The 20,351-nt window shown below is 45.4% G+C and carries 21 protein-coding genes; 9 read left to right on the top strand and 12 right to left on the bottom strand.

Annotation, left to right across the window (positions count from 1 at the left end):
* The first annotated feature begins 323 nt into the window (after window positions 1-323).
* Window positions 324-878, top strand: coding sequence for a gamma carbonic anhydrase family protein (locus L865_RS0111495; RefSeq protein WP_028773369.1), 555 nt, complete (start codon window positions 324-326; stop codon window positions 876-878).
* A 29-nt stretch (window positions 879-907) separates the two neighbouring features.
* On the opposite strand, the gene L865_RS0111500 is transcribed toward L865_RS0111495, so the two are convergent.
* Window positions 908-1,171, bottom strand: a complete 264-nt coding sequence (locus L865_RS0111500; RefSeq protein ID WP_028773370.1) for a DUF1488 family protein — start codon at window positions 1,169-1,171, stop codon at window positions 908-910.
* A gap of 12 nt (window positions 1,172-1,183) precedes the next feature.
* Window positions 1,184-2,002 carry a shikimate dehydrogenase gene (aroE, locus tag L865_RS0111505; protein WP_028773371.1) on the bottom strand — a complete coding sequence of 273 codons (819 nt, stop codon included), beginning with the start codon at window positions 2,000-2,002 and terminating at the stop codon, window positions 1,184-1,186.
* 213 nt (window positions 2,003-2,215) lie between these two features.
* Here aroE and L865_RS0111510 point away from each other — a divergent pair, with 213 nt between their 5' ends.
* The gene (locus tag L865_RS0111510; RefSeq protein ID WP_037471049.1) at window positions 2,216-2,653 is read left to right on the top strand and encodes a group II truncated hemoglobin; all 438 of its coding nucleotides are present in this window, start codon (window positions 2,216-2,218) and stop codon (window positions 2,651-2,653) included.
* Between the two features lie 38 nt (window positions 2,654-2,691).
* Here the strand turns inward: L865_RS0111510 and hemF are convergent, their stop codons facing one another.
* From hemF to L865_RS0111525, 3 genes are all read right to left on the bottom strand, one after another.
* Window positions 2,692-3,609 (bottom strand): oxygen-dependent coproporphyrinogen oxidase, encoded by a 918-nt coding sequence (gene hemF / locus L865_RS0111515; protein WP_028773373.1) that lies wholly within the window; start codon window positions 3,607-3,609, stop codon window positions 2,692-2,694.
* Window positions 3,610-3,633: 24 nt separating this feature from the next.
* Entirely contained in the window at window positions 3,634-4,191 is a 558-nt protein-coding gene (tsaC, locus tag L865_RS0111520; RefSeq protein ID WP_028773374.1) for an L-threonylcarbamoyladenylate synthase type 1 TsaC, read from the bottom strand.
* Window positions 4,192-4,323: 132 nt separating this feature from the next.
* Entirely contained in the window at window positions 4,324-4,884 is a 561-nt protein-coding gene (locus L865_RS0111525) for a DNA topoisomerase family protein (RefSeq protein ID WP_028773375.1), read from the bottom strand.
* 141 nt (window positions 4,885-5,025) lie between these two features.
* Here L865_RS0111525 and L865_RS0111530 point away from each other — a divergent pair, with 141 nt between their 5' ends.
* Complete coding sequence (locus tag L865_RS0111530; RefSeq protein ID WP_028773376.1) at window positions 5,026-6,807, top strand: collagenase; 1,782 nt, start codon at window positions 5,026-5,028, stop codon at window positions 6,805-6,807.
* Between the two features lie 52 nt (window positions 6,808-6,859).
* Here L865_RS0111530 and L865_RS0111535 read toward each other — a convergent pair whose 3' ends face one another.
* The 3 genes from L865_RS0111535 to L865_RS0111545 all read right to left on the bottom strand — a co-directional run bounded on the left by L865_RS0111535 (window position 6,860) and on the right by L865_RS0111545 (window position 9,540).
* Window positions 6,860-7,333: a DUF494 family protein gene (locus tag L865_RS0111535; protein ID WP_028773377.1), complete on the bottom strand. Its 474-nt coding sequence runs from the start codon at window positions 7,331-7,333 to the stop codon at window positions 6,860-6,862.
* Window positions 7,334-7,335: 2 nt separating this feature from the next.
* Window positions 7,336-8,355: a DNA-processing protein DprA gene (gene dprA, locus L865_RS0111540; protein ID WP_028773378.1), complete on the bottom strand. Its 1,020-nt coding sequence runs from the start codon at window positions 8,353-8,355 to the stop codon at window positions 7,336-7,338.
* A gap of 84 nt (window positions 8,356-8,439) precedes the next feature.
* Entirely contained in the window at window positions 8,440-9,540 is a 1,101-nt protein-coding gene (locus L865_RS0111545) for a LysM peptidoglycan-binding domain-containing protein (RefSeq protein ID WP_028773379.1), read from the bottom strand.
* Window positions 9,541-9,722: 182 nt separating this feature from the next.
* Here L865_RS0111545 and def point away from each other — a divergent pair, with 182 nt between their 5' ends.
* From def to L865_RS0111570, 5 genes are read left to right on the top strand one after another with little or no spacing between them, the layout of a single operon-like run.
* On the top strand, window positions 9,723-10,235 hold the full coding sequence (gene def, locus L865_RS0111550; RefSeq protein WP_028773380.1) for a peptide deformylase: 513 nt from the start codon (window positions 9,723-9,725) through the stop codon (window positions 10,233-10,235).
* Window positions 10,236-10,240: 5 nt separating this feature from the next.
* On the top strand, window positions 10,241-11,200 hold the full coding sequence (gene fmt, locus L865_RS0111555; protein WP_028773381.1) for a methionyl-tRNA formyltransferase: 960 nt from the start codon (window positions 10,241-10,243) through the stop codon (window positions 11,198-11,200).
* The gene (rsmB, locus tag L865_RS0111560; protein WP_028773382.1) at window positions 11,200-12,480 is read left to right on the top strand and encodes a 16S rRNA (cytosine(967)-C(5))-methyltransferase RsmB; all 1,281 of its coding nucleotides are present in this window, start codon (window positions 11,200-11,202) and stop codon (window positions 12,478-12,480) included. The genes fmt and rsmB overlap by 1 nt, the downstream gene beginning before the upstream one ends.
* A 9-nt stretch (window positions 12,481-12,489) precedes the next feature.
* Entirely contained in the window at window positions 12,490-13,899 is a 1,410-nt protein-coding gene (gene trkA / locus L865_RS0111565; protein WP_028773383.1) for a Trk system potassium transporter TrkA, read from the top strand.
* Window positions 13,900-13,940: 41 nt separating this feature from the next.
* On the top strand, window positions 13,941-15,383 hold the full coding sequence (locus tag L865_RS0111570) for a TrkH family potassium uptake protein (protein WP_028773384.1): 1,443 nt from the start codon (window positions 13,941-13,943) through the stop codon (window positions 15,381-15,383).
* Window positions 15,384-15,431: 48 nt separating this feature from the next.
* Here L865_RS0111570 and L865_RS23630 read toward each other — a convergent pair whose 3' ends face one another.
* Both L865_RS23630 and hemG (L865_RS0111580) read right to left on the bottom strand, forming a co-directional pair.
* Window positions 15,432-16,874 carry an alpha/beta fold hydrolase gene (locus L865_RS23630; RefSeq protein ID WP_157577549.1) on the bottom strand — a complete coding sequence of 481 codons (1,443 nt, stop codon included), beginning with the start codon at window positions 16,872-16,874 and terminating at the stop codon, window positions 15,432-15,434.
* Window positions 16,875-17,196: 322 nt separating this feature from the next.
* Window positions 17,197-17,733: a menaquinone-dependent protoporphyrinogen IX dehydrogenase gene (gene hemG / locus L865_RS0111580; protein ID WP_028773385.1), complete on the bottom strand. Its 537-nt coding sequence runs from the start codon at window positions 17,731-17,733 to the stop codon at window positions 17,197-17,199.
* Between the two features lie 243 nt (window positions 17,734-17,976).
* Between hemG (L865_RS0111580) and L865_RS0111585 the strand changes: the two genes are divergently transcribed.
* Window positions 17,977-18,285: an ArsR/SmtB family transcription factor gene (locus L865_RS0111585; RefSeq protein WP_028773386.1), complete on the top strand. Its 309-nt coding sequence runs from the start codon at window positions 17,977-17,979 to the stop codon at window positions 18,283-18,285.
* A gap of 42 nt (window positions 18,286-18,327) precedes the next feature.
* Here the strand turns inward: L865_RS0111585 and hemG (L865_RS0111590) are convergent, their stop codons facing one another.
* On the bottom strand, window positions 18,328-18,855 hold the full coding sequence (gene hemG / locus L865_RS0111590; RefSeq protein WP_028773387.1) for a menaquinone-dependent protoporphyrinogen IX dehydrogenase: 528 nt from the start codon (window positions 18,853-18,855) through the stop codon (window positions 18,328-18,330).
* Window positions 18,855-20,312: a TrkH family potassium uptake protein gene (locus tag L865_RS0111595; RefSeq protein ID WP_028773388.1), complete on the bottom strand. Its 1,458-nt coding sequence runs from the start codon at window positions 20,310-20,312 to the stop codon at window positions 18,855-18,857. Before L865_RS0111595 ends, hemG (L865_RS0111590) begins: the two co-directional genes overlap by 1 nt.
* Between the last annotated feature and the right edge of the window lie 39 nt (window positions 20,313-20,351).

The raw sequence follows: 20,351 nt of genomic DNA on the forward strand, positions 1-20,351 counted from the left end.
GGGCTAGGGCTGCGTATTCTACGCTTTCCTTGGTTGGCGTCAAGTGATTTTTTAAAAAGTTTTTTAAGTGGTTACTTACTGCACATCAGTGCGTTAAGTCACAGCTAAAAACCTCATCTCACTTGCTGCCCTGACTCGTCTGTACATCGCTATGCAGCGCTGTTTGCCGTGTCAGTGGGAGCGCATTATAGGGAGCTGAACTTTTTACGCAAGCGCTTTTTGAAAGAAAAGTGGTAATTTCTCGCTGTTTGGCTAGAAATCACCCTGACTTGCTATTTTTTAGGCTTTATAATGCAAAATATCGCCATTTATAGGACTTTTTCATGTTGCAATCATTAAGAACGTATAAAGGAATCAGCCCAACCTTACACAACAATGTCTATATAGACCCAGCTTGTGTACTTGTTGGCGACATCACTCTAGGTGATGATTCAAGTGTTTGGCCGTTAGTCGCGGCTCGCGGTGATGTTAATCATATTAGCATTGGCCAACGCACCAATATCCAAGATGGCACTGTGTTGCACGTTACGCGTACGTCAGCAAGTAACCCCTGTGGTCACCCTCTGATAGTTGGTGACGATGTCACTATTGGCCACAAAGCCATGTTGCATGGCTGCCAAGTAGGTAATCGTATTCTTATCGGCATGGGCGCCATTATCTTAGATGGCGCCATTATTGAAGATGATGTGATTTTAGGTGCAGGCTCTTTAGTTCCACCAGGAAAAACCCTTGAGAAGGGTTTTCTTTATGTCGGTAGCCCGGCAAAAAAGGCGCGCCCTTTAACGGCGGCAGAACTGGCCTTTTTGCCCGCCTCTGCTGATAACTATGTACGCTTGAAAAATGAGTATATAGAAGAGCTCGCTGAGCTGCCAACCTAAGGCCCTTATAAGGCTTAGGTATGCTTTGCTTACCTAATGATGATCTGCCCCTGTGGGTTGAACGCCTCCTGAGTAATGAGGCGTTCAGCAATATCTTCAATATCAAATCGGCATTGTTCAAATGCAGCAAGTTTATCGCCGATATCTGTGATAGGTAAATTTAGCCAAGCGGCAATTTTATTCAGGCTAACTTGACACTCTATAGCCATTCCCATCTGCTGCGCCGTAAACATGATGGTTTGTTCTGCTTCAAGCCACTGGGCATCATCATTAAACAAGATACTCTGATTCATTACAGCTCCTGTTCAACTTAACTGTTGGCGTAAGGATGCTAAAACAGGCTCGACTTGCGGCATAACTTTACGCCAATGTTGGAAACTTTTAGCAGCCTGCCCTACGAGCATACCCAGGCCATCGCTCGTCTGGGCAGCATTATGCTGCTGTGCCCACAAATTAAAGGCCGTGGTTTCTTTAGCATATGCCATGTCATAACAAACAGTATGCTGCGCAATAATCCATGGCGGTAATGTTAAGGCCTGACCATTCAAACTGGCTGAAGTTGAATTAATGATGATATCAAAAGCGGTTTGCGGCTCTATTAAGCTATTTGCTGATACCTCACCATAGCGCGTAAATATCTGCGCCAAATCTTCTGCTTTACTCATAGTACGGTTATGAATACACAGTGAAGCGATACCAGAGTTAAGTAACGCCAAAATAGATCCCCTTGCAGCACCACCAGCGCCGAGTAATAGCACCCGCTTACCTTTTAAGTGACCAAATTGACGTTGTAGGTCTGTCACTAAACCAAAACCATCTGTTGTGTCACCATGGATTTCGCCATTGGGTAGTTTAGTTAAGGTGTTAACGGCACCGGCTAATTGCGCCTCTTCGGTTAGCTGGTCGCACAGCGCAAAGGCTTGCTCTTTAAATGGCATAGTGACATTGGCACCACACCCACCAGATTGCCAGAATTGCGATAATGAATCTGCAAAATCATCAGTCGGTGCCGCTATCGTAGTATAACTAATCGCTTGCTGAGTTTGCTCGGCAAAGCTGTGATGGATATGCGGTGATTTACTATGGGAAATGGGATTGCCAAATACGGCATATTTATCTGTCATTATCGATACAAGATTCGCTTAGGTGTGACAGCGAGTCTACTGCGCTTTGTTGCAGAAACAAAGCCACTCAACCAAATAAAACACAGGAAAACTGCTCATCATGCTGTTTGTAGATTTGCCTAACTTTGGCAGTTCTTATAGTGTGCCGACTATCCAATACGTTTCTAACGCCAGTCACTACAAATGAACATGTTTACCAAATTTCTTAACGCCATGGGGTTAACCAAAGCCGCACCAACGGCCAAAGCGGCTCAGGCAACACAAAGAGATCCGCAACAATCTAATGCCTATGATCGTATTGGCGGCGAGCAAGTCATCGCCGCGCTTGCCAAGCAGTTTTACATTCAAATGCAAACACGGCCAGATACACAAGAGTTACTGGCAATGCACCGTAGTCCCATAGCGCAATCAGAACAAAAGCTATTTGAGTTTCTTAGCGGATGGCTTGGTGGGCCGCCCTTATTTGAGCGTAAACATGGCCACCCAGCCCTTAAAGCTCGGCACATGCCTTTTGCCATTGATGAGCAAATGCGTGACCAATGGCTGCTTTGCATGAAAGCGGCAATCGATATAGAGATTAGTGATGCCCAGCACCAGCAAGCTATATATCAAGCCATCGCCCAACTAGCCGACCATATGCGTAACCAATAAGCCAATATCTAAGCTTATTGGTTAGCATCTACAAACAACTATGGGTTGGCCAACCAATCTTGAGGCTTAAGGTAGTCTCGATATAGTAGCGCTTCTGGACTATCAGGCTCCGGCGTATAGGCATATTGCCAGCGTACTAATGGTGGCATAGACATCAAAATAGATTCTGTGCGCCCACCCGTTTGTAAGCCAAATAGCGTGCCGCGGTCATAAACCAAGTTAAATTCAACGTAGCGACCACGACGATAAAGCTGAAAATCCCGTTCTCTGTCACCAAAAGGCGTATCTTTACGACGTTCGACAATGCCACGATAACTAGGCAGAAAACCGCGCCCTACGGCCTGCATGAAAGCAAAGCTGTCATCGAAACCTTTTTCATTTAAATCATCAAAGAACAGGCCACCGACACCACGAGTTTCTTTACGGTGAGGCAAATAAAAATAGTCGTCACACCACTTTTTGTATTTAGGATAAACCTCTGCACCAAATGGCTCACAGATAGCCCGCGCTTGCTGATGCCATTCAACAACATCTTCTTTGAAAGGGTAATAAGGGGTTAAGTCAAAACCGCCACCAAACCACCATACCGGGTCGGCCCCCTCTTTTTGGGCGATAAAGAATCGCACATTCGCATGAGTTGTCGGGATATATGGGTTGTTAGGATGAATGACAAGTGACACCCCCATTGCTTCAAAGCTGCGTCCAGCAAGTTCTGGCCGATGCGCCGTAGCTGAGGCTGGCATCGCCGCACCTTGAACATGGGAGAAATTGACCCCTGCTTGTTCAAACACTTTACCTTGAGTCAGTACACGACTGGTGCCACCGCCGCCCTCTTCTCGCTGCCACGAGTCAGCAATGAACGTTGCTTCACCATCAAGCTGCTCGAGACCTGCACAAATATCTTGCTGCAGTTGCAATAAAAAAGCCTTTACCTGTTGAATATCCGGCACGCTCATAGTTTTTCCTTGTGACTAGTTTACTTAACGTAATACCTTACCTGTTAACACATCAATTATGGTTGATGGCTTGATTTCTTGACCCAGCTCGCCTACCACAACGGCATCAATGTGCTTGCCTAATTGTTCGATCACTTGCTGCTGTGACATTGCCGGTGGCTGGCCAGTTAAATTGGCACTAGTAGAAACCAGCGGCTTCCCAAAAGCACGACACAGCTGAGCAACACCATCATGGGCAGAGACTCTCACGGCAATCGAATTAAACTCTCCGCATAACAGCGAAGGCACTTGTTGCGTCACTGGCATAATAAAAGTGAATGGTCCCGGCCAACGTTGTTGAGCCATGGCTAAGCCAGCCGCAGGCACCTTGTCTAAATCGATATAGGGGTGTAACTGCTCAAACTCACTGGCAACGAGTATTAAACCTTTTTGCCAGGGTCGCTGCTTGATCTCGAGTAACTTTTGTAGCGCAGCTTGGTTATCAGGATCGCACCCTAATCCGTATACCGCTTCTGTGGGATAAGCAATGACGCCGCCAAGATTGAGTGTGTCGACGACTTCACTAGGTTGTTGCAATAGCATTGATAGGAACCCTTAAATTACCAATAACGCGGTAACCGCGTAGTCTCGCTTTTGGGGGAAATTATACAGACATAGCTAATACTCACAACGCTAACAGTCGATATCGTCAATAACCTTCTGATATTGGCTATGCTATAGAGCGCGCTTATATTTGCACTGCTTCTTAGGGCATTCAACACGGCTGCCGGCTGCGCCTTTACGCTCCACGAGCAAGCCAAAACCACATTCTGGGCAAGTTTCTGCAACAGGCGGATAATTAATTAAAAACTTACATTTAGGGTAACCGCTGCACGCGTAAAAGCCTTTACCATATCGATTGGTTCTATGCTCAATATGACCTTTTTGACATACCGGACAGCTGATTTCATCAGCATCATTATTGTCATGTTTCTCGATATGCTTACATTGAGGATAATTGGTGCAACCAATAAAGATGCCAAATCGCCCCGACTTAACTGCGAGTTCGTTACCACAATCAGGACATTGTGAACCTTCAATCACTTGAGTTTCAATCGACTCATGTTGCACTAAGGGGCGAGTGTAATCACAGGTAGGGTAATTGTTGCAGCCAATAAACCCCCCATGCTTGCTGTTTTTTACCGACAGTTCGCAACCGCACTTAGGACACAGCTCGTACTCTTTTTCGAGCGCATGTTCATGTGAGCTAAACAATTCATGATCAATTTTAGACATGGAGTATCCTGACGGCTAAGCCACTAGTATAGCGACATTGGTGGATATTTTATCAAGCAAAGCCCAGTGTGGGAATTAAATAGCACTAGGTTTCTCCTTTAGATGAAGATATATTGTATGCAAAAATAAAAAGGAGTCCCTATGTTTCGTCGCTCACTCATTGCATTAGCTATCTGTAGCCCATTGATTATGTCTACATCTGGGTGCAGTTCAACCACACCAGTTACTCACCCCGCAGTAAAAGCAGATAACAGCACGATAAGCGCTGTTGCTCAGCTGACACCACAGGCGCTGTTTAGCAGCGAACAGGCACTGATTAACCGCGCTACTTTCGACCAAATGCTATTAGCTATAGCCGATCCAGACAGCAGCAACGAAACCTTAGATACCGCGCTATATTATCTGCGTGCTTATAGCTACTTTGGCGACACCAAAGCATTGACGACCAAAGAGGCGCAACAACTCACTGCCGCACTTCTTGCATTAAGTGAAAACAAAACCCTAAACGCACGATTACAGGAACACTTTGCGGTTACAATTTATCGTTATTACGACAATAATGATTGGAGTGAGCAATTAGCGCCACTATTGCCTCAACTAGGACAACAGCTACAAACACTGGGTAACAGTAGCAGCACAACAGCCAACGATTACGCCTTGTGGGAAACAATTCGTGCCTATGGTTTGCTATTCAATAAGGCCCGCAAAGATACCGACGGTAGTTTAAATGCCTTAGTCACCCAAGATGAAGTGATACAACCGCTTCTGAGTTATACACGTAACGATTCCAGTATTAGACAGCAAGATGACTGGGCTAAGGCCAACAGTTATTGGGCACTCGGTTTATACCGCTTAGCCCTGCCCGCTAGCGACACCGACCAACCAACAGCAGCCGAACAAGCAATTGACGATGCAACCAAAGAGATAGCCTTGGCCGACATAGCTATTCGCGGAGAGCAGGCCAAAACTACCTACACCTTGGGTTATCATGTTAACGCTTTTGCAGGTCAAGAAGCATGCGAGCAACAAACTGATGTCTGTGCCATACCTGAGCTAGAAACCGTTCTTCCTATTGAGCATCATTGCTCAGACAGCTTGTTCATCTTAGCTCAAGATCTTAATGAGCAAGAACTGGCCATTAGCTGCGAAAAACTCACGTCACAAGAATCAGACTTCCACGAACTACTAGAAACCAATATGCAGCCCACCGCGAATGATTACAACGAAGCGTTGCGCGTGGTGGCTTTTAAAAATTGGAGTCAGTACAACGCCTACGGTCAGCTATTGTTTGATATCCGGACCGATAATGGCGGCATGTACATTGAAGGCACCCCATCTAAGCCAGGCAATCAAGCCACCTTCTTTGCTTTCCGTCAATTTTGGATTGAGCCGGAGTTTGCTATCTGGAACTTAAACCATGAGTACGTGCACTATCTTGATGGCCACTTTGTTAAATATGGTGGTTTTGGCCACTTCCCATCTAAATTAGTCTGGTGGGCAGAAGGTCTAGCAGAGTACATAGCTAACGGCAATGACAACCCATCAGCTTTAAGGGTGATAAAAAAGAAACTTGCTGAGGCGCCTGATCTTGCCACTATTTTTGCAACCGAATATAAAGATGGAGTCGATCGCACTTATAGGTGGAGCTACATGGCGATTCGCTTCTTAGCAGAACACCATAGAAACGATCTAGTCCAGCTAAGCAAATATTTAAAAACGGACTATTTTGAGGGCTATGAATTGTTACTTGAAGACTTATCAGCGCACCAAGCACAATTTGCCGCCTGGTTACAGGTACAGGTGGATAATTTCGAAGACGCTGAACAAGATAGACCCAAGATCAATAAGATTAATCGCTACGCTTATCGGGATTACTTGATGCCGGCTCACCTAAGCATCAACTCGCAACATCAGCACTATTAAGCAGCCACTTAAGATCTAAAAAGGAGGCTTAGTCTCCTTTTTTTAGCATTGCTTATGAATGTAATCGACCGTCTGGTTGCTCAAAAATAAGGTCTTCCATTTGCTCGTAGGCAGACTCGTTGCCCGGTGCATTAAACAGCACCATAAGTATCACCCACTTTAGATCTTCTAACACTAAAGCCGGCTCATCGAGCTCCATCACTCTATCAATCACCATTTCACGGGTTTCGACACTCAGTACTTTGATTTGCTCTAAAAACAGCAAAAAACCGCGTGACTCGACATCGAGTTTATCCATTTCCGCTTGAGTGTAGATACGAAATGAATGTTGATCATGATTGCATAGATAAGGTTGATCGCCCTCTTGCGGCGAAGCTAGATGCTCCAACCACGCTAAAGCTTTAATTATTTCAGATTGATGGAACCCCGCCCGCGTTAACTCTTGGGTTAGCTCATCTTCATCAACCAGAAGTTCAACCTCACTATGAACATAGTTTTCAAATAGATACATGAGGATATCAAACATGGCTAGCTCCTCTTAAGTCTTATATAACCACCGGGTACCGCTGAAACCCAACCTTGTAGTTCAAGTTCAAGCATTTGCTCTAGTACTAGCTCTATCGTTTTTCCACTATGCTCAACTACAACATCTAATGGTGTAGTCTCATATCCTACACTAGCTAACAGCGGGGCAAATGGCAAATCACAAGCTATTTCCTCCCCTATATGGTGACGCCGATGCAACTCTTCAAGGTGAGATTGCGATAAAGTAGTGATCTCTTCAATTATATCGGCAACACCATCGACTAATTTAGCGCCCTGCTTGATTAAGTCGTGGCAACCTTGGTGATAACCATCAAGAATATTGCCCGGAACAGCAAATACCTCTCGGCCTTGTTCCATCGCTAACCTCGCCGTGATCAGCGAACCGCTTTTACGATTAGCTTCAATAACAACAGTCCCTAAGCTCATGCCACTAATAATACGGTTTCGTTTAGGAAAGTTCCCCGCATAAGGCTTAGTACCGGGCCAAAACTCGCTCACCACACACCCACTCGCGAGTAAGCTGTTATACAAACTGTTGTGACGTTTAGGGTAGACAATATCGACGCCGGTTCCCAATATTGCAGCTGTAGCGCCCTCAATATCCAATGCAGCCTGATGTGCAGCGCCATCAATCCCAGCCGCCATACCACTGGTGACCAGATACCCCTCAGTAGCCAAAGCCTTCGACAATTGATAGCTCGTTTCACAGCCACTACGACTCACAGCACGACTGCCTACAATGGCGATTGAAGGCTGCAAAAGACGACTAGGTTCGCCAATAACAAACAACACTGTTGGTGGGTCGCTAATTTGATCAAGTAGCGGTGGATAACAGGGGTGAGTTGGGTAGAGGATATGGTGTTGAGGATGGCTTTCTTGCCAAGCTAATGCCAATCGCTGACGTTTTTCATCCAAGCGTAAGCCACGCTTTAACAGAGATTCTGGCACCGGTAAGGCATGGTGTTCATGCAGTAGTCGATGCCTTAGCTCTTCAACGTCCATGTTATGTAACAGCTGTTTAATCCGAGCAGGTCCTAGCCCAGAAACTGATGAAACAACTAGCCAATCGACCAGTGGGTCTGTTATTTACTCTCCTTGTAAATGTGTTGGCTGAATTAGCTTATCTTGCACTCTCACAGGTTTTTCATTAACCACAATCAAGCCTAAACTGACATTATCGAATACCTTAAATACCATCAGCTCACCACGATAAATATCTGGCATTTTGATTGCGTTATCCGAAGAGACGTATGACAACATATCTTCGTAGGTGCTGCGATCGTGCGGTTGCACTGGCTGTCCATCACCATCAATCACAACACCAACACCATCACGGTAAATGGAAAACACATGCCCAGGCTCGACACCATCTTGGGTGCCACGATCTACATACACCACATCAAGCTTACCCATTTCACGAACATCTTTCTCAGATGCCAGTACGGTAGCGGGCTCGGCTAACTGCGCCGGTGTGGGCATAAAGTAAGCCGACATCAAGGCTTCATCCTCAATGGGCAATACCCGATAACCCGCCTTGGTTTCTCTGAGATTACTTAAAAGCTTCACTTTCGAAACTGGACCAGACTCAATCACGCGGCCACTGGCGGTTAAAATGGCCTCTTGCCCTAAAACTATGCCATCTGACTCACGACTAAACTCACGCCCAGCATGATAAATACCCACCTTTTGTCCAAGCAACATTTCACTTTGAACATAAACGATATCACCCACTACATGATGTTTAGATGGACTCTCACCACCCAACACCATAGGTTGCTCGGCTAACCATTGGCCATCTACAACACGGTTTTGTACTAAGTAAGGACTAATGAGTGATAAATCGACCGCAGGAATGGCGCCATCTTTTGGCATCACTCGGCCTTGCGGGCTTTTGCGAATATGCGGTTTTACCACCAGCCGAGGTTCACCATCGATAAACACTAAAGTGAGTACATCGCCTGGATAAATGAGATGGGGGTTAGCGATTTGAGGGTTTACGCCCCACAAACTTGGCCAACGCCATGGGTCATTAAGAAAATGCCCAGAAATATCCCACAATGTATCGCCTTTTTTCACAACGTAGTGATCGGGGTGGCCAGATTTGAGGGTAAGAGTGTCAGCGAACAATAAAGTACTATTAAGTATCAGTAAACCGAGTAAAAGTAGTCGTTTCATCGGGGTATCCATGCTGTTTTTTGCTTCTTCCTAAACCACTTTCCTAACAGAAAGTACCTTGTTGATATAACTAGTTTAGGCTTATATGGAGCTTTTGCTGTTATTGATAGCCATGAAGGATTAAAATTAACCTTATAGCTTAAGTCAGTATAACCAACTGGCACAGATTTGACAGACTTGTTAAGAGTTTATATATGAGTTTACTAAAAGTACTAAGATTTCCAGATGAGCGATTACGAACAGTCGCTGCGCCGATCACCGAGTTTAACGCTGCATTACAGACTCAAATCGACGATATGCTCGAAACTATGTATGAAGAAAAGGGTATTGGGCTAGCAGCTTCGCAAGTCGATTACCACCATCAGCTGATTGTTATGGATCTGCAAGATGAGGTTGAACGTCCTAAAGTATTCATCAATTTAGAGATCACCGAAAAAAGTGGTGAGTTTACTAATGAAGAAGGCTGCTTATCGGTACCTGGCATCTATGCTAAGGTCGATCGCGCCGAGTTCGTTACCATTAAAGCACTTGATCGTGACGGTAATGAATTTACGTTAGAAGCCGATGGCCTATTTGCAATTTGCCTACAACACGAGCTCGACCACCTTAATGGTAAGTTATTTGTCGATTACTTATCGCCACTTAAGCGCCAACGCATTAAGCAAAAGCTAGAAAAAGCCGCACGATTGGAAGCTAAACAAGGGTAATCGATTTGAAACCACTAAATATCATTTTTGCTGGCACACCGGATTTTGCTGCGCGTCATTTACAGGCACTGATCAATTCCGAACACAATGTCATTGGCGTCTACTCTCAACCGGACCGCCCTGCTGGGCGCGGTAAGAAGCTGCAAGCAAGTCCGGTAAAACAGTTAGCACTACAACACGACATTGCAGTGTATCAACCTAAAAGCCTGCGTGATGCTGATGCGCAGGCCGAGCTTGCTGGGTTAAATGCCGACATTATGGTGGTGGTTGCTTATGGTTTAATATTGCCACAAGTGGTGTTAGACACGCCGAAACTTGGGTGCATCAATGTCCATGGCTCAATACTGCCTCGCTGGCGCGGTGCAGCACCGATTCAAAGAGCGTTATGGGCAGGCGATACACATACTGGCGTAACCATTATGCAAATGGATATTGGACTCGATACCGGCGCCATGCTGCTGAAAACTTCACTCCCTATAGAAGATACAGATACCTCAGCATCCTTATATGAAAAACTGGCAGCGCAAGGCCCTGACGCACTCATTGAAGCCCTAACTTGTTTAGCCGCAGGAACCTTAACCGCTGAAGCTCAAGATGAAGCGCAAGCTAACTATGCAGAGAAACTCAGCAAAGAAGAAGCCTTGATTGATTGGCACAAACCCGCGGTTAACTTGTGGAGAGAAATCCGCGCATTTAACCCTTGGCCGGCGAGCCACTTCAGTCATCAAGGTGCCACTATAAAAGTGTGGCAAGCAAGCGTGAGCAATACCGTTAGCGACGCAAGCCCAGGCACCATTCTTAGCGCAGATAAGCACGGTCTTTGTGTCGCAACCACAGAAGGTACCTTGTGTATTGAGATCATGCAGCTTCCAGGCAAAAAAGCCATGCCGGTGGCGGATATCCTTAACTCACGTGCCGATTGGTTTATCCCCGGCACTCGTTTTGATGTTGAGGAAAATGCATGATGAACATTCGCGCACTGGCGGCCCGAGTCGTTTTTCAAGTATTAGAAAAAGGCAGTTCACTTTCAGTCGCCCTGCCTGAGCAGCAACAAAAACTCGATAGTGGCAAAGATAAAGCCCTATTAGCTGAGCTTTGTTACGGCGTGATGCGTCAATTACCGCAGCTGGACAAACTTGTTAGTGACTGCATGAGCAAACCACTAAAAGGCAAGCAGCGTATCATTCATCAGCTATTACTTGTGGGTTGTTATCAGCTTTACTTCACTCGTATTCCTAGCCACGCGGCTATTTCAGAAACTGCGGAAGCCTGCCGCAAGCTTAAGTTTGAAGGGCTAGTTAAAGTCGTTAATGGCGTCTTGCGTAACATTCAACGCCAAGAGAAACCACTGCCAACAGATAACGACACACTAGCCTACAACACACCAGCCTGGATTATTAAGAAGCTTAAATCCGCTTATCCAGATAACTGGCAACAAGTGATAGAACAAAGCCATCAGCGTCCACCAATGTGGTTACGTAATAATGCGCGCTCGCAGAGCCGTGAAAACTATTTAGCCCGTTTAACAGATGCTGACATTGCAGCAACTGCTGGCGCAAGTCACAACGCGATTTTACTTGAACAAGCTAAAGATGTGGCCTTGTTACCCGATTTTGAACAAGGCGCGGTATCAGTACAAGATGGCGCTGCGCAATGGGCTGCTGAATTACTTGCACCGCAAGATAATGAACTAATTTTAGATGCTTGTGCGGCTCCGGGCGGCAAAAGTTGTCATATTTTAGAGTCTGCCAATGACATTAATTTAGTTGCGGTTGATTTTGATGCCAAACGTTTACAACGGGTCGAACAGAACCTGCAGCGCTTATCTTTACAAGCTCAGGTTATCCATGGCGATGCCGCAGCGATTGACACTTGGTGGCAAGGTGAAAAATTTGACCGCATTTTGCTCGATGCTCCCTGCTCTGCTACGGGCGTGATCAGACGCCACCCAGATATCAAATGGTTAAGAAAGCAAAATGACATTGATGCGTTGGCACAATTGCAATCACAAATTCTTAATCATTGCTGGCAGTGGCTTAAGCCAGGTGGCACACTGCTTTATGCAACTTGCTCTATTTTACCGCAAGAGAATGCCGAGCAAGTGAGCGCCTTTTTAGCTAGAACCGCCGACGCAGAGCTTATCGCGATTGAACAACAGTCCGATAGCGACGCCATTGGCTGGCAAATTGTCCCTGGGCAGGACAATATGGATGGATTCTATTACGCACGCCTAAAAAAAGGATAACGCGCAAGCATGAAAATTATCATTTTGGGGGCAGGCCAAGTTGGCGGCACATTAGCTGAAAACTTGGTCGGTGAAAACAACGACATCACCATCGTCGATAATGATCGCGACCGCCTGCGGTCACTGCAAGATAAGTATGACTTGCGGGTTATTTGTGGCCATGGTGCCCACCCTAGCGTACTAAAAGATGCTGGGGCCGAAGATGCCGACATGTTAATTGCGGTCACCAATAGCGATGAATGTAATATGGCATCGTGCCAAATTGCCTATTCGTTATTTGGTACACCCACCAAAATTGCCCGAATTCGTTCAGAGCAATACCTTGCCCTTAAAGATAAGCTATTCATCAACAGTGAAATTAAACACAGTGAAAGTCGCCCCCGCGGCGGCTTTATCATTGATGAACTGATCGCCCCAGAGCAACTTGTCACCTCTTATATTCGCCGCTTAGTTGAGTATCCCGGTGCACTGCAAGTACTCGAGTTTGCCGAGGGTCGCCTCAGTTTAGTGGCTGTGCGCGCTTATTATGGTGGACCACTAGTCGGTAATGCTTTGGCAGCACTGCGTGAACATATGCCCAATATTGATACCCGGGTAGCCGCAATTTTCCGTCAAGGTCGTCCGATCATGCCGCGTGGCACCACGATCATTGAAGCCGATGATGAAGTGTTCTTCGTCGCCGACAGTCGCCACGTTCGTGCTGTCATGAGTGAAATGCAAAAGCTTGATAACTCCTACCGCAATATTATGATTGCCGGCGGTGGTAATATCGGTTTAGGCCTAGCCAAACAGTTACAGCGTAATCACTCTGTAAAACTGATTGAACATAGACAAGAACGCGCCGAAGCGCTGAGTGAAAAGCTGGAAAATACCACAGTGTTTTGTGGCGATGCCTCAGACCAAGAATTATTGCTCGAAGAACACATAGATCAAACCGATGTGTTTATCGCTGTCACCAATGACGACGAAGCCAACATTATGGCGGCACTGCTGGCTAAACGTATGGGCGCCAAAAAAGTTATGGTGCTTATTCAGCGTGAAGCCTATGTTGATATTGTCCAAGAGGCCAATATTGATATTGCTATCTCTCCGCAACAAGCCACCATTTCAGCGTTATTGACCCATATTCGCCAAGGCGATATTTGTAACGTATATTCATTAAGACGTGGCGCAGCTGAAGCCATTGAGGCAATTGCACACGGCGATGCTGGCACATCAAAAGTGGTTGGCAAACAAATTAGCGAAATCAAGTTACCACCGGGTACGACCATTGGGGCAATTGTACGCGATGAAGAAGTGCTGATGGCCCACGATAAAACGGTCATCGAACAAGGTGACCACGTGGTGCTATTTTTGGTGAACAAGAAGTTTGTTGGCGAAGTAGAGAAACTGTTCCAACCCAGCGCCTTCTTCTTTTAGTAGCGATGCGGTCAGTGACCGCAACAAGGGATTGAGAGTTGATGCTAAATATACGGCCACTGCTGTTTATCTTAGGGGCGTTCCTCTCAACCCTGACCATATTTATGTTTGTGCCACTGGCATTCGCGTTGTTTTACAACGAAGAAACCGCTGGCGCATTCATGATTTCATCACTAGTCTGCGGCACCTGTGCCAGTGCCTGTATGCATCAGGGCCACAACCGAAACCTCAAACTCAATATTCGTGACATGTTTTTGTTGACCAGCCTCACCTGGTTTATTGTCAGTTTATTTGCCGCCATGCCGTTTACCCTCTATCACGGCATTAACTACACCGATGCGTTTTTTGAAACCATGTCCGGTATCACTACGACAGGGTCTACTGTGCTGTCAGGGCTAGATACCATGGATCACAGCATTTTGGTCTGGCGCTCACTATTACAGTGGATGGGCGGCATTGGCTTTATTGTGATGGCGGTTGCGGTGCTACCATTTTTAAATGTGGGTGGCATGCGCCTATTTAGAACCGAATCGTCAGAATGGGGTGACAAGGCCATTCCTCGCACCCAAAATTTAGCTAAACAGTTATTCTATATTTACATTTTGCTGACCGTTTTATGCGGTGTCGCTTACCATTTAGCCGGCATGAACTGGTTTCAAGCCATTAACCATGCCATGACAACCTTATCGACCGGCGGCTATTCAACCTCAGATAGCTCCATGGCGGCTTTTACTCCACAAGCCCATTGGGTAGGCGTATTTTTTATGGCGGCTGGCGGCCTACCTTTATTGCTCTTTGTACAGAGCATAAGCCAACGTTCAATGCGAGTGTGGCAAGACCAACAAGTGAAAGGTTTTGTGCTGTTTATTAGCTTAGTTTCATGCGGCTTAGCCTTATGGCTATGGCAAGGTCATCAAATGACGCTACTCGATGCCTTACGTCTAGCTAGCTTTAATGTGGTTTCAGTGGTCACCACCACTGGCTATGGCTTGACTGATTACACGGCCTGGGGAGCACTCGCCAATGTCGCGTTTTTGTTTCTTATGTTTGTCGGCAGTTGTTCAGGCTCAACCTCTGGCGGCATCAAGATATTCCGTTTCCAAATCGCCTTGTCGATAATGAAAGAGCAGCTTAAACAACAATTTCATCCCAATGGCGTTTTTCGCGAACGCTACAACGGTAGAGTGATCAATGAAGATATCGTGCGCTCATTAGTCACTTTTATTCTATTATTTTTATTAGTGATTGTGCTGCTATCCATCATTTTAGTGCTCACCGGCCTCGACCCAACCACCAGCTTTTCAGGTGCTATTACCGCTGTGACCAATGTTGGACCAGGTTTAGGGCATATTATTGGCCCGGCCGGTAATTTTTCATCGCTACCCGATATCGCAAAATGGGCACTGGCCATCGGTATGTTATTAGGCCGGTTAGAAATCCTCACCGTCGCAGTGCTGTTTCACCCCAGTTTTTGGAAGTATTAGCCACCAATAAGGTGTGAACCATTGTCGAATAGAGCAACCCCATGGCAATCAAAATGACTTGGTATTAAACCTAACCAAAGAACTTGGATCGTGGCAAGTCACACTCTTTGCTTCATTGCTCACAAACAGTTGAGCATGTTGCTTAAAGCACTTTGGAGCATTCAACGCAGAAAAATGCACGCCATCAACAATGGTAATCAATGCCAATTTTCCTCGTTTTGCAAGTTCGTCACTATGGGCTACCGCGCCTTTAAAATGAGTCTTGGGATCTAAACTGCCATGAATAACCATCGTTCTTGGCAGTGTCTTTGGTAACGCTGCATAAAAAGCATCTTTATCATAAGTCGGCATACTGTTTTCGGCCATCAAGCTAGGTAAAGGGCTAGTGAATAAAAGGTCAGTTTGCTCTTGATTAACCTCAGCCTTAGTTAGTTGTGGTCTTAGGTTATTTTCAGAAGCCGTTATGATTTGAACCAGAGGGATTGAGGAGCCGAAGTTGTTGTACCCAGGGTTAAATTGAGCGTAATAGGATTCTATCTCAGCCACTGCGCTAACCAATTGTGAAGCATCATTATTGGCTAAGCTTTGAATGATAGCTGGCAGCTGATTTCTGATATGGGGAATATCGAGCATCATTCCCAAGGTATTGGTAAGACTTCCATTTGGTAAGCTTGCAGAAAAGTCTTGTAGATTATTAGATTTGGCTAAGAGTTTAGAAAGGCTCGCTTTCATTTGCTCTCCATCAACACCACACGCTTTTAAATGGTCACACTTACTCAGCAAATCTTTGCCAACTATGTCCACCACCTTTGAGCGTTGGCTTAAATCAAATGCTTGGTCATCTTGCATAGGGACAAGGGAGTCTAAAATCAAACCGTCAACCTCAAATCCCTTTAACTGACTGGCCCTTAGTACCAATTGAGTTCCATAGGAAACCGCATAAATGAAGTTTTGCCCAGACCCTCCTAGAGACTTCATTAGCAACTGTAAGTCCTTAGCTGCATTAGTAATGCTAAATGCGCTCACATATTCAAGATCTGAGTACATTTGTAAAAAACACTGGCCCCACTCTTCACCAACAAGCACTTTGCCTGCAATAGAATCGACGTTCTCACCACGACAGATTGAACTAGAAAACCCCGCCCCCCGATGATCAGCCACAAAAATGTCCAAGCTAGCAAACGATTCCCTAAAGGTGTTTATAGTTGAATAAAAGCTAGCGCCTGATTCACCAGGTCCTCCTGCTACCAACCATAATTGCCCTTGACTTTGTTGAAGCGCTGGAAATTTTCTAACAAATAACTCTATTGTCCTGTCGTTCTTTGCCTCATGCAACAAAGGCACACTTACGGATCCGCACAAAGAGTCGTTGAGTTCAGGAAACTGGTCGGCATCTTCACACTGACTAAACTCATTAGCCCAACTTCCCTGCGTTAAAAGAACACACACTAAAAATATGATTTTTCTTATAGCCATCCCTTTGCTCTCCAAATAGCATCCAACTAGCCCTAGTCGCTGCCGGCAAGTTTAATGTTAAAAACTAGTAACATAGCACTATTTTTCAATAAGGGCTGATTTGAAAGTTAAAAGAGAGTTTACTATTAGGAAAGCAGAGATACGCAGTTCAAAAAGTCGACTAATCATCACTCTAGTAGTCCAACAAACTGGCCATGCTAGGTTGATGCTATCGAGCAACTTTGGATTAGGCTAATAAAACAACAATTCACGGATAATCACAACTTTAAAGATAAACAGTGAATATATCGGTATAGCTCGACACGCTAGACGAGCTATGAATTAGCGAAAGATAAGCTTATTTAGCCGCCAAGCTCACCAAGTGGTCGGCATACACGTTGACATCATCCCAGTCAGTGTAGTCAATAATCGCTTTAGGATCGGTTGGGCCATCTGTGATTTTCATGATTAACTGAATCATCATGCGGTCATACCAACGCCATGATGGGTAATCGACCTTACCGGCAATCACTTTGACATCTTGTGGTGTCCAAGCTGACAACTCGATAAATTTTTGCAGGTATTTATTGTTTTCGGGTACGCGCTTTTCAGGATTACGCGCCACCACGTTAACGCTGAAAAAGCTGTTCGGCTTAGCCTTGATTTGTTGCTGATATTGCTTAACAAACTCAAATACTGACTTGTGGTAACTGCCATAGAGCACACAAGCCCCTAAGGCTATTACATCATATTTTTGCCAATCAATATCGGCCGCTTGCTCTATATGAATAATGTCACAGGCTATACTTTGTGATTGCAGATGCTCTGCCATAGCGCGTGCAATTTTAGCGGTATGCCCACCACGCGAATAATAAAGTACTAGCACTGATTTCATTGAAAGCCCATTTAAATAGAGTTGACCAATCACCATTGTTGCAGTTGCGACGAAAATAAAACGCTGAATGGATCACAAATTGCTAATCCACTCGTGGGATATAAAAGCAAATGCTAAATAAAAGCGGACTCGATCATACTATTGGTAACTGAAATTGAGTTCAGTTTGCACCAGCAGTATGATTGATTAAACCACACCACTCAATTAGAATTATCTAATCAAATATACAAGTGAGTCTGTCCGATGCAAAAAGAGATCGATGTCAACGAAATGGTGACCAATGCCCAAAGCGCGGCGAAATGGCTTAAAGCTATTGCGAACCCGTATCGGTTAATGATCTTGTGCCAGCTGCTGGATAATGAATTGAGCGTGACAGAGTTGAATGCATCAATCCCGCTTAGCCAATCTGCTTTATCGCAGCATTTGGCGGTATTGCGTGCCGAAGATTTGGTGTCGACCCGTAAAAGCTCACAAGTGGTGTTTTATACGCTGAAAAATGAGCAAGTCACTGAGGTGATTTCAATTTTGTATGAGAAATATTGCGCCAAGTAGTCGCAATACTCACCAAGCTCGCGCTTGGTGAGCCAGATTTACCTAGCGTTCGCTAAACGCATTTCCAAAATGCTCAACCCCTTCCCAATCAGTAAACTCATAGGTCCCGCTGGTGTCTGTGGGCCCTTTAGTGATCCACATAATTAATCGAATCATACTGCGATCAAATAAGCGATATTTAGGGTAATCAATCTTGCCAGCGAACACGGCTAATTGCTGCGGTTCCCACAGAGACAGTTGCAGGAACTTCTTCATATAAGGATTGGTTTCAGGCGTATTTTTTTCTGGTTTTCGAGCCACTACATTGACAGTGAAAAAACCATTTTTCTTGCTGTTTAATACCGCACGATGACGATTAACATACTGATATAACGCAGGGCGATGCTTACCATAACGAATACTCGCCCCAATCAATACTTTGTCATAATAAGACAAGTTGATGCTATGGGCATCGTCTAGGGCGACGACAGTGACTTTGTCACCCTTAGCCGTACAAATGGCTTGAAGACGGTCACAAATCACCTTAGTTTGCCCATCAACACTAGAGTATATAATTAACGTATTGCTCATCAATTCTTCCAAAAAGTTGGCGTAAATAGCACCAGAAGCGTAAAGACTTCAAGGCGGCCAAAAATCATCGCGACAACTAACACCCACTTGGCGCCATCGCCAATACTTGCGTAGTTACTCGCCACTTCTCCCAATCCGGGGCCCAAGTTATTCAAGCAAGCCGCAGTCGCACTAAAAGCGGTAATATTGTCTAATCCCATTGCCATTAAAATCAGCATGCAAATCACAAACACTAACGCATAAGCAGAAAAGAAGCCCCAAACCGCATCAATCACACGATCAGGCAAAGCTTTACCACCAATACGGATGGAGAACATACCCCGCGGATGCACTAAGCGTTTTAACTCACGAGAGCCCTGCAACAGCAGCAAGATCATTCGCATCACTTTAATGCCGCCAGCCGTTGAACCACCGCAACCACCAATAAAGCTAGAAAAGATCAATAGCATAGGTAAAAACAGAGGCCACATATGGAAGCTTTCGGTACCAAAGCCTGCGGTTGTTGAAATAGAGACGGCTTGAAACAGGGCAAAATCTAGGGTTTCTTCAGGGCTGTCGTATATCCCTGAGTGGTACAGCGTGATAAAACAGATGGCGGTTAAAATTAACTGAATTGCGATTAACACTTTAAACTCAGCATCCCTAAAATAGACTTTTAGGTTAAGTCCACGTCGTGTAAATGCCGCGAAGTGTAAGCTAAAGTTAAGCGCCGCAATCAACAAAAATACCACACACACCATGTTGATAGCTGTGCTATCAAAGTAGCCCATACTGGCATCATGGGTTGAAAAGCCGCCAATAGCGATAGTAGAAAAAGAGTGACAAATGGCGTCAAACACATCCATACCCGCCACCCAATAAGCAAACGCGCAAGCGACAGTTAACGCAAAATAGATATACCACAGCGCTTTGGCTGTTTCCGCTATTCGGGGGGTCATCTTACTGTCTTTTACCGGCCCAGGCATTTCTGCTCGATATAACTGCATCCCCCCAATACCTAAAACAGGCAATATCGCCACCGCTAATACAATGATTCCCATACCACCAAGCCACTGCAATAGATGACGATAGAATAAAATGGCTTTCGGCAGCGTATCGAGACCGACTAATACGGTAGCCCCTGTGGTTGTTAGCGCAGAAAAAGACTCAAAAAAGCTGTCGGTGAAACTAAGATTTGGCTGACTGGAGAAAATAAACGGCACCGCACCAATAGAGCCCAGTACGCACCAAAACAACACCACTAACAAGAAGCCCTCTCTGGTACGTAAGTCTTCTTTAGAGTGACGGTTGGGGTACCACAGCATGAAGCCAAGTAGCAGGCTCAAGAAAAAGGCTTGGATAAATGCCGTGCCACCGCCATCTTTATAGATCACCGCCACTAACGCAGAGGGAAGCAGCGAGATAGAAAACAAGCCCATCAGTAGACCGGTTATTCTTATTATCGTTCTATATTGCATTAGGGCTTATTCTACTCATCCATTTAAGCAAAGGTGTGC

The sequence above is a fragment of the Shewanella waksmanii ATCC BAA-643 genome (assembly GCF_000518805.1).
Classification (GTDB): Bacteria; Pseudomonadota; Gammaproteobacteria; order Enterobacterales; family Shewanellaceae; genus Shewanella; species Shewanella waksmanii.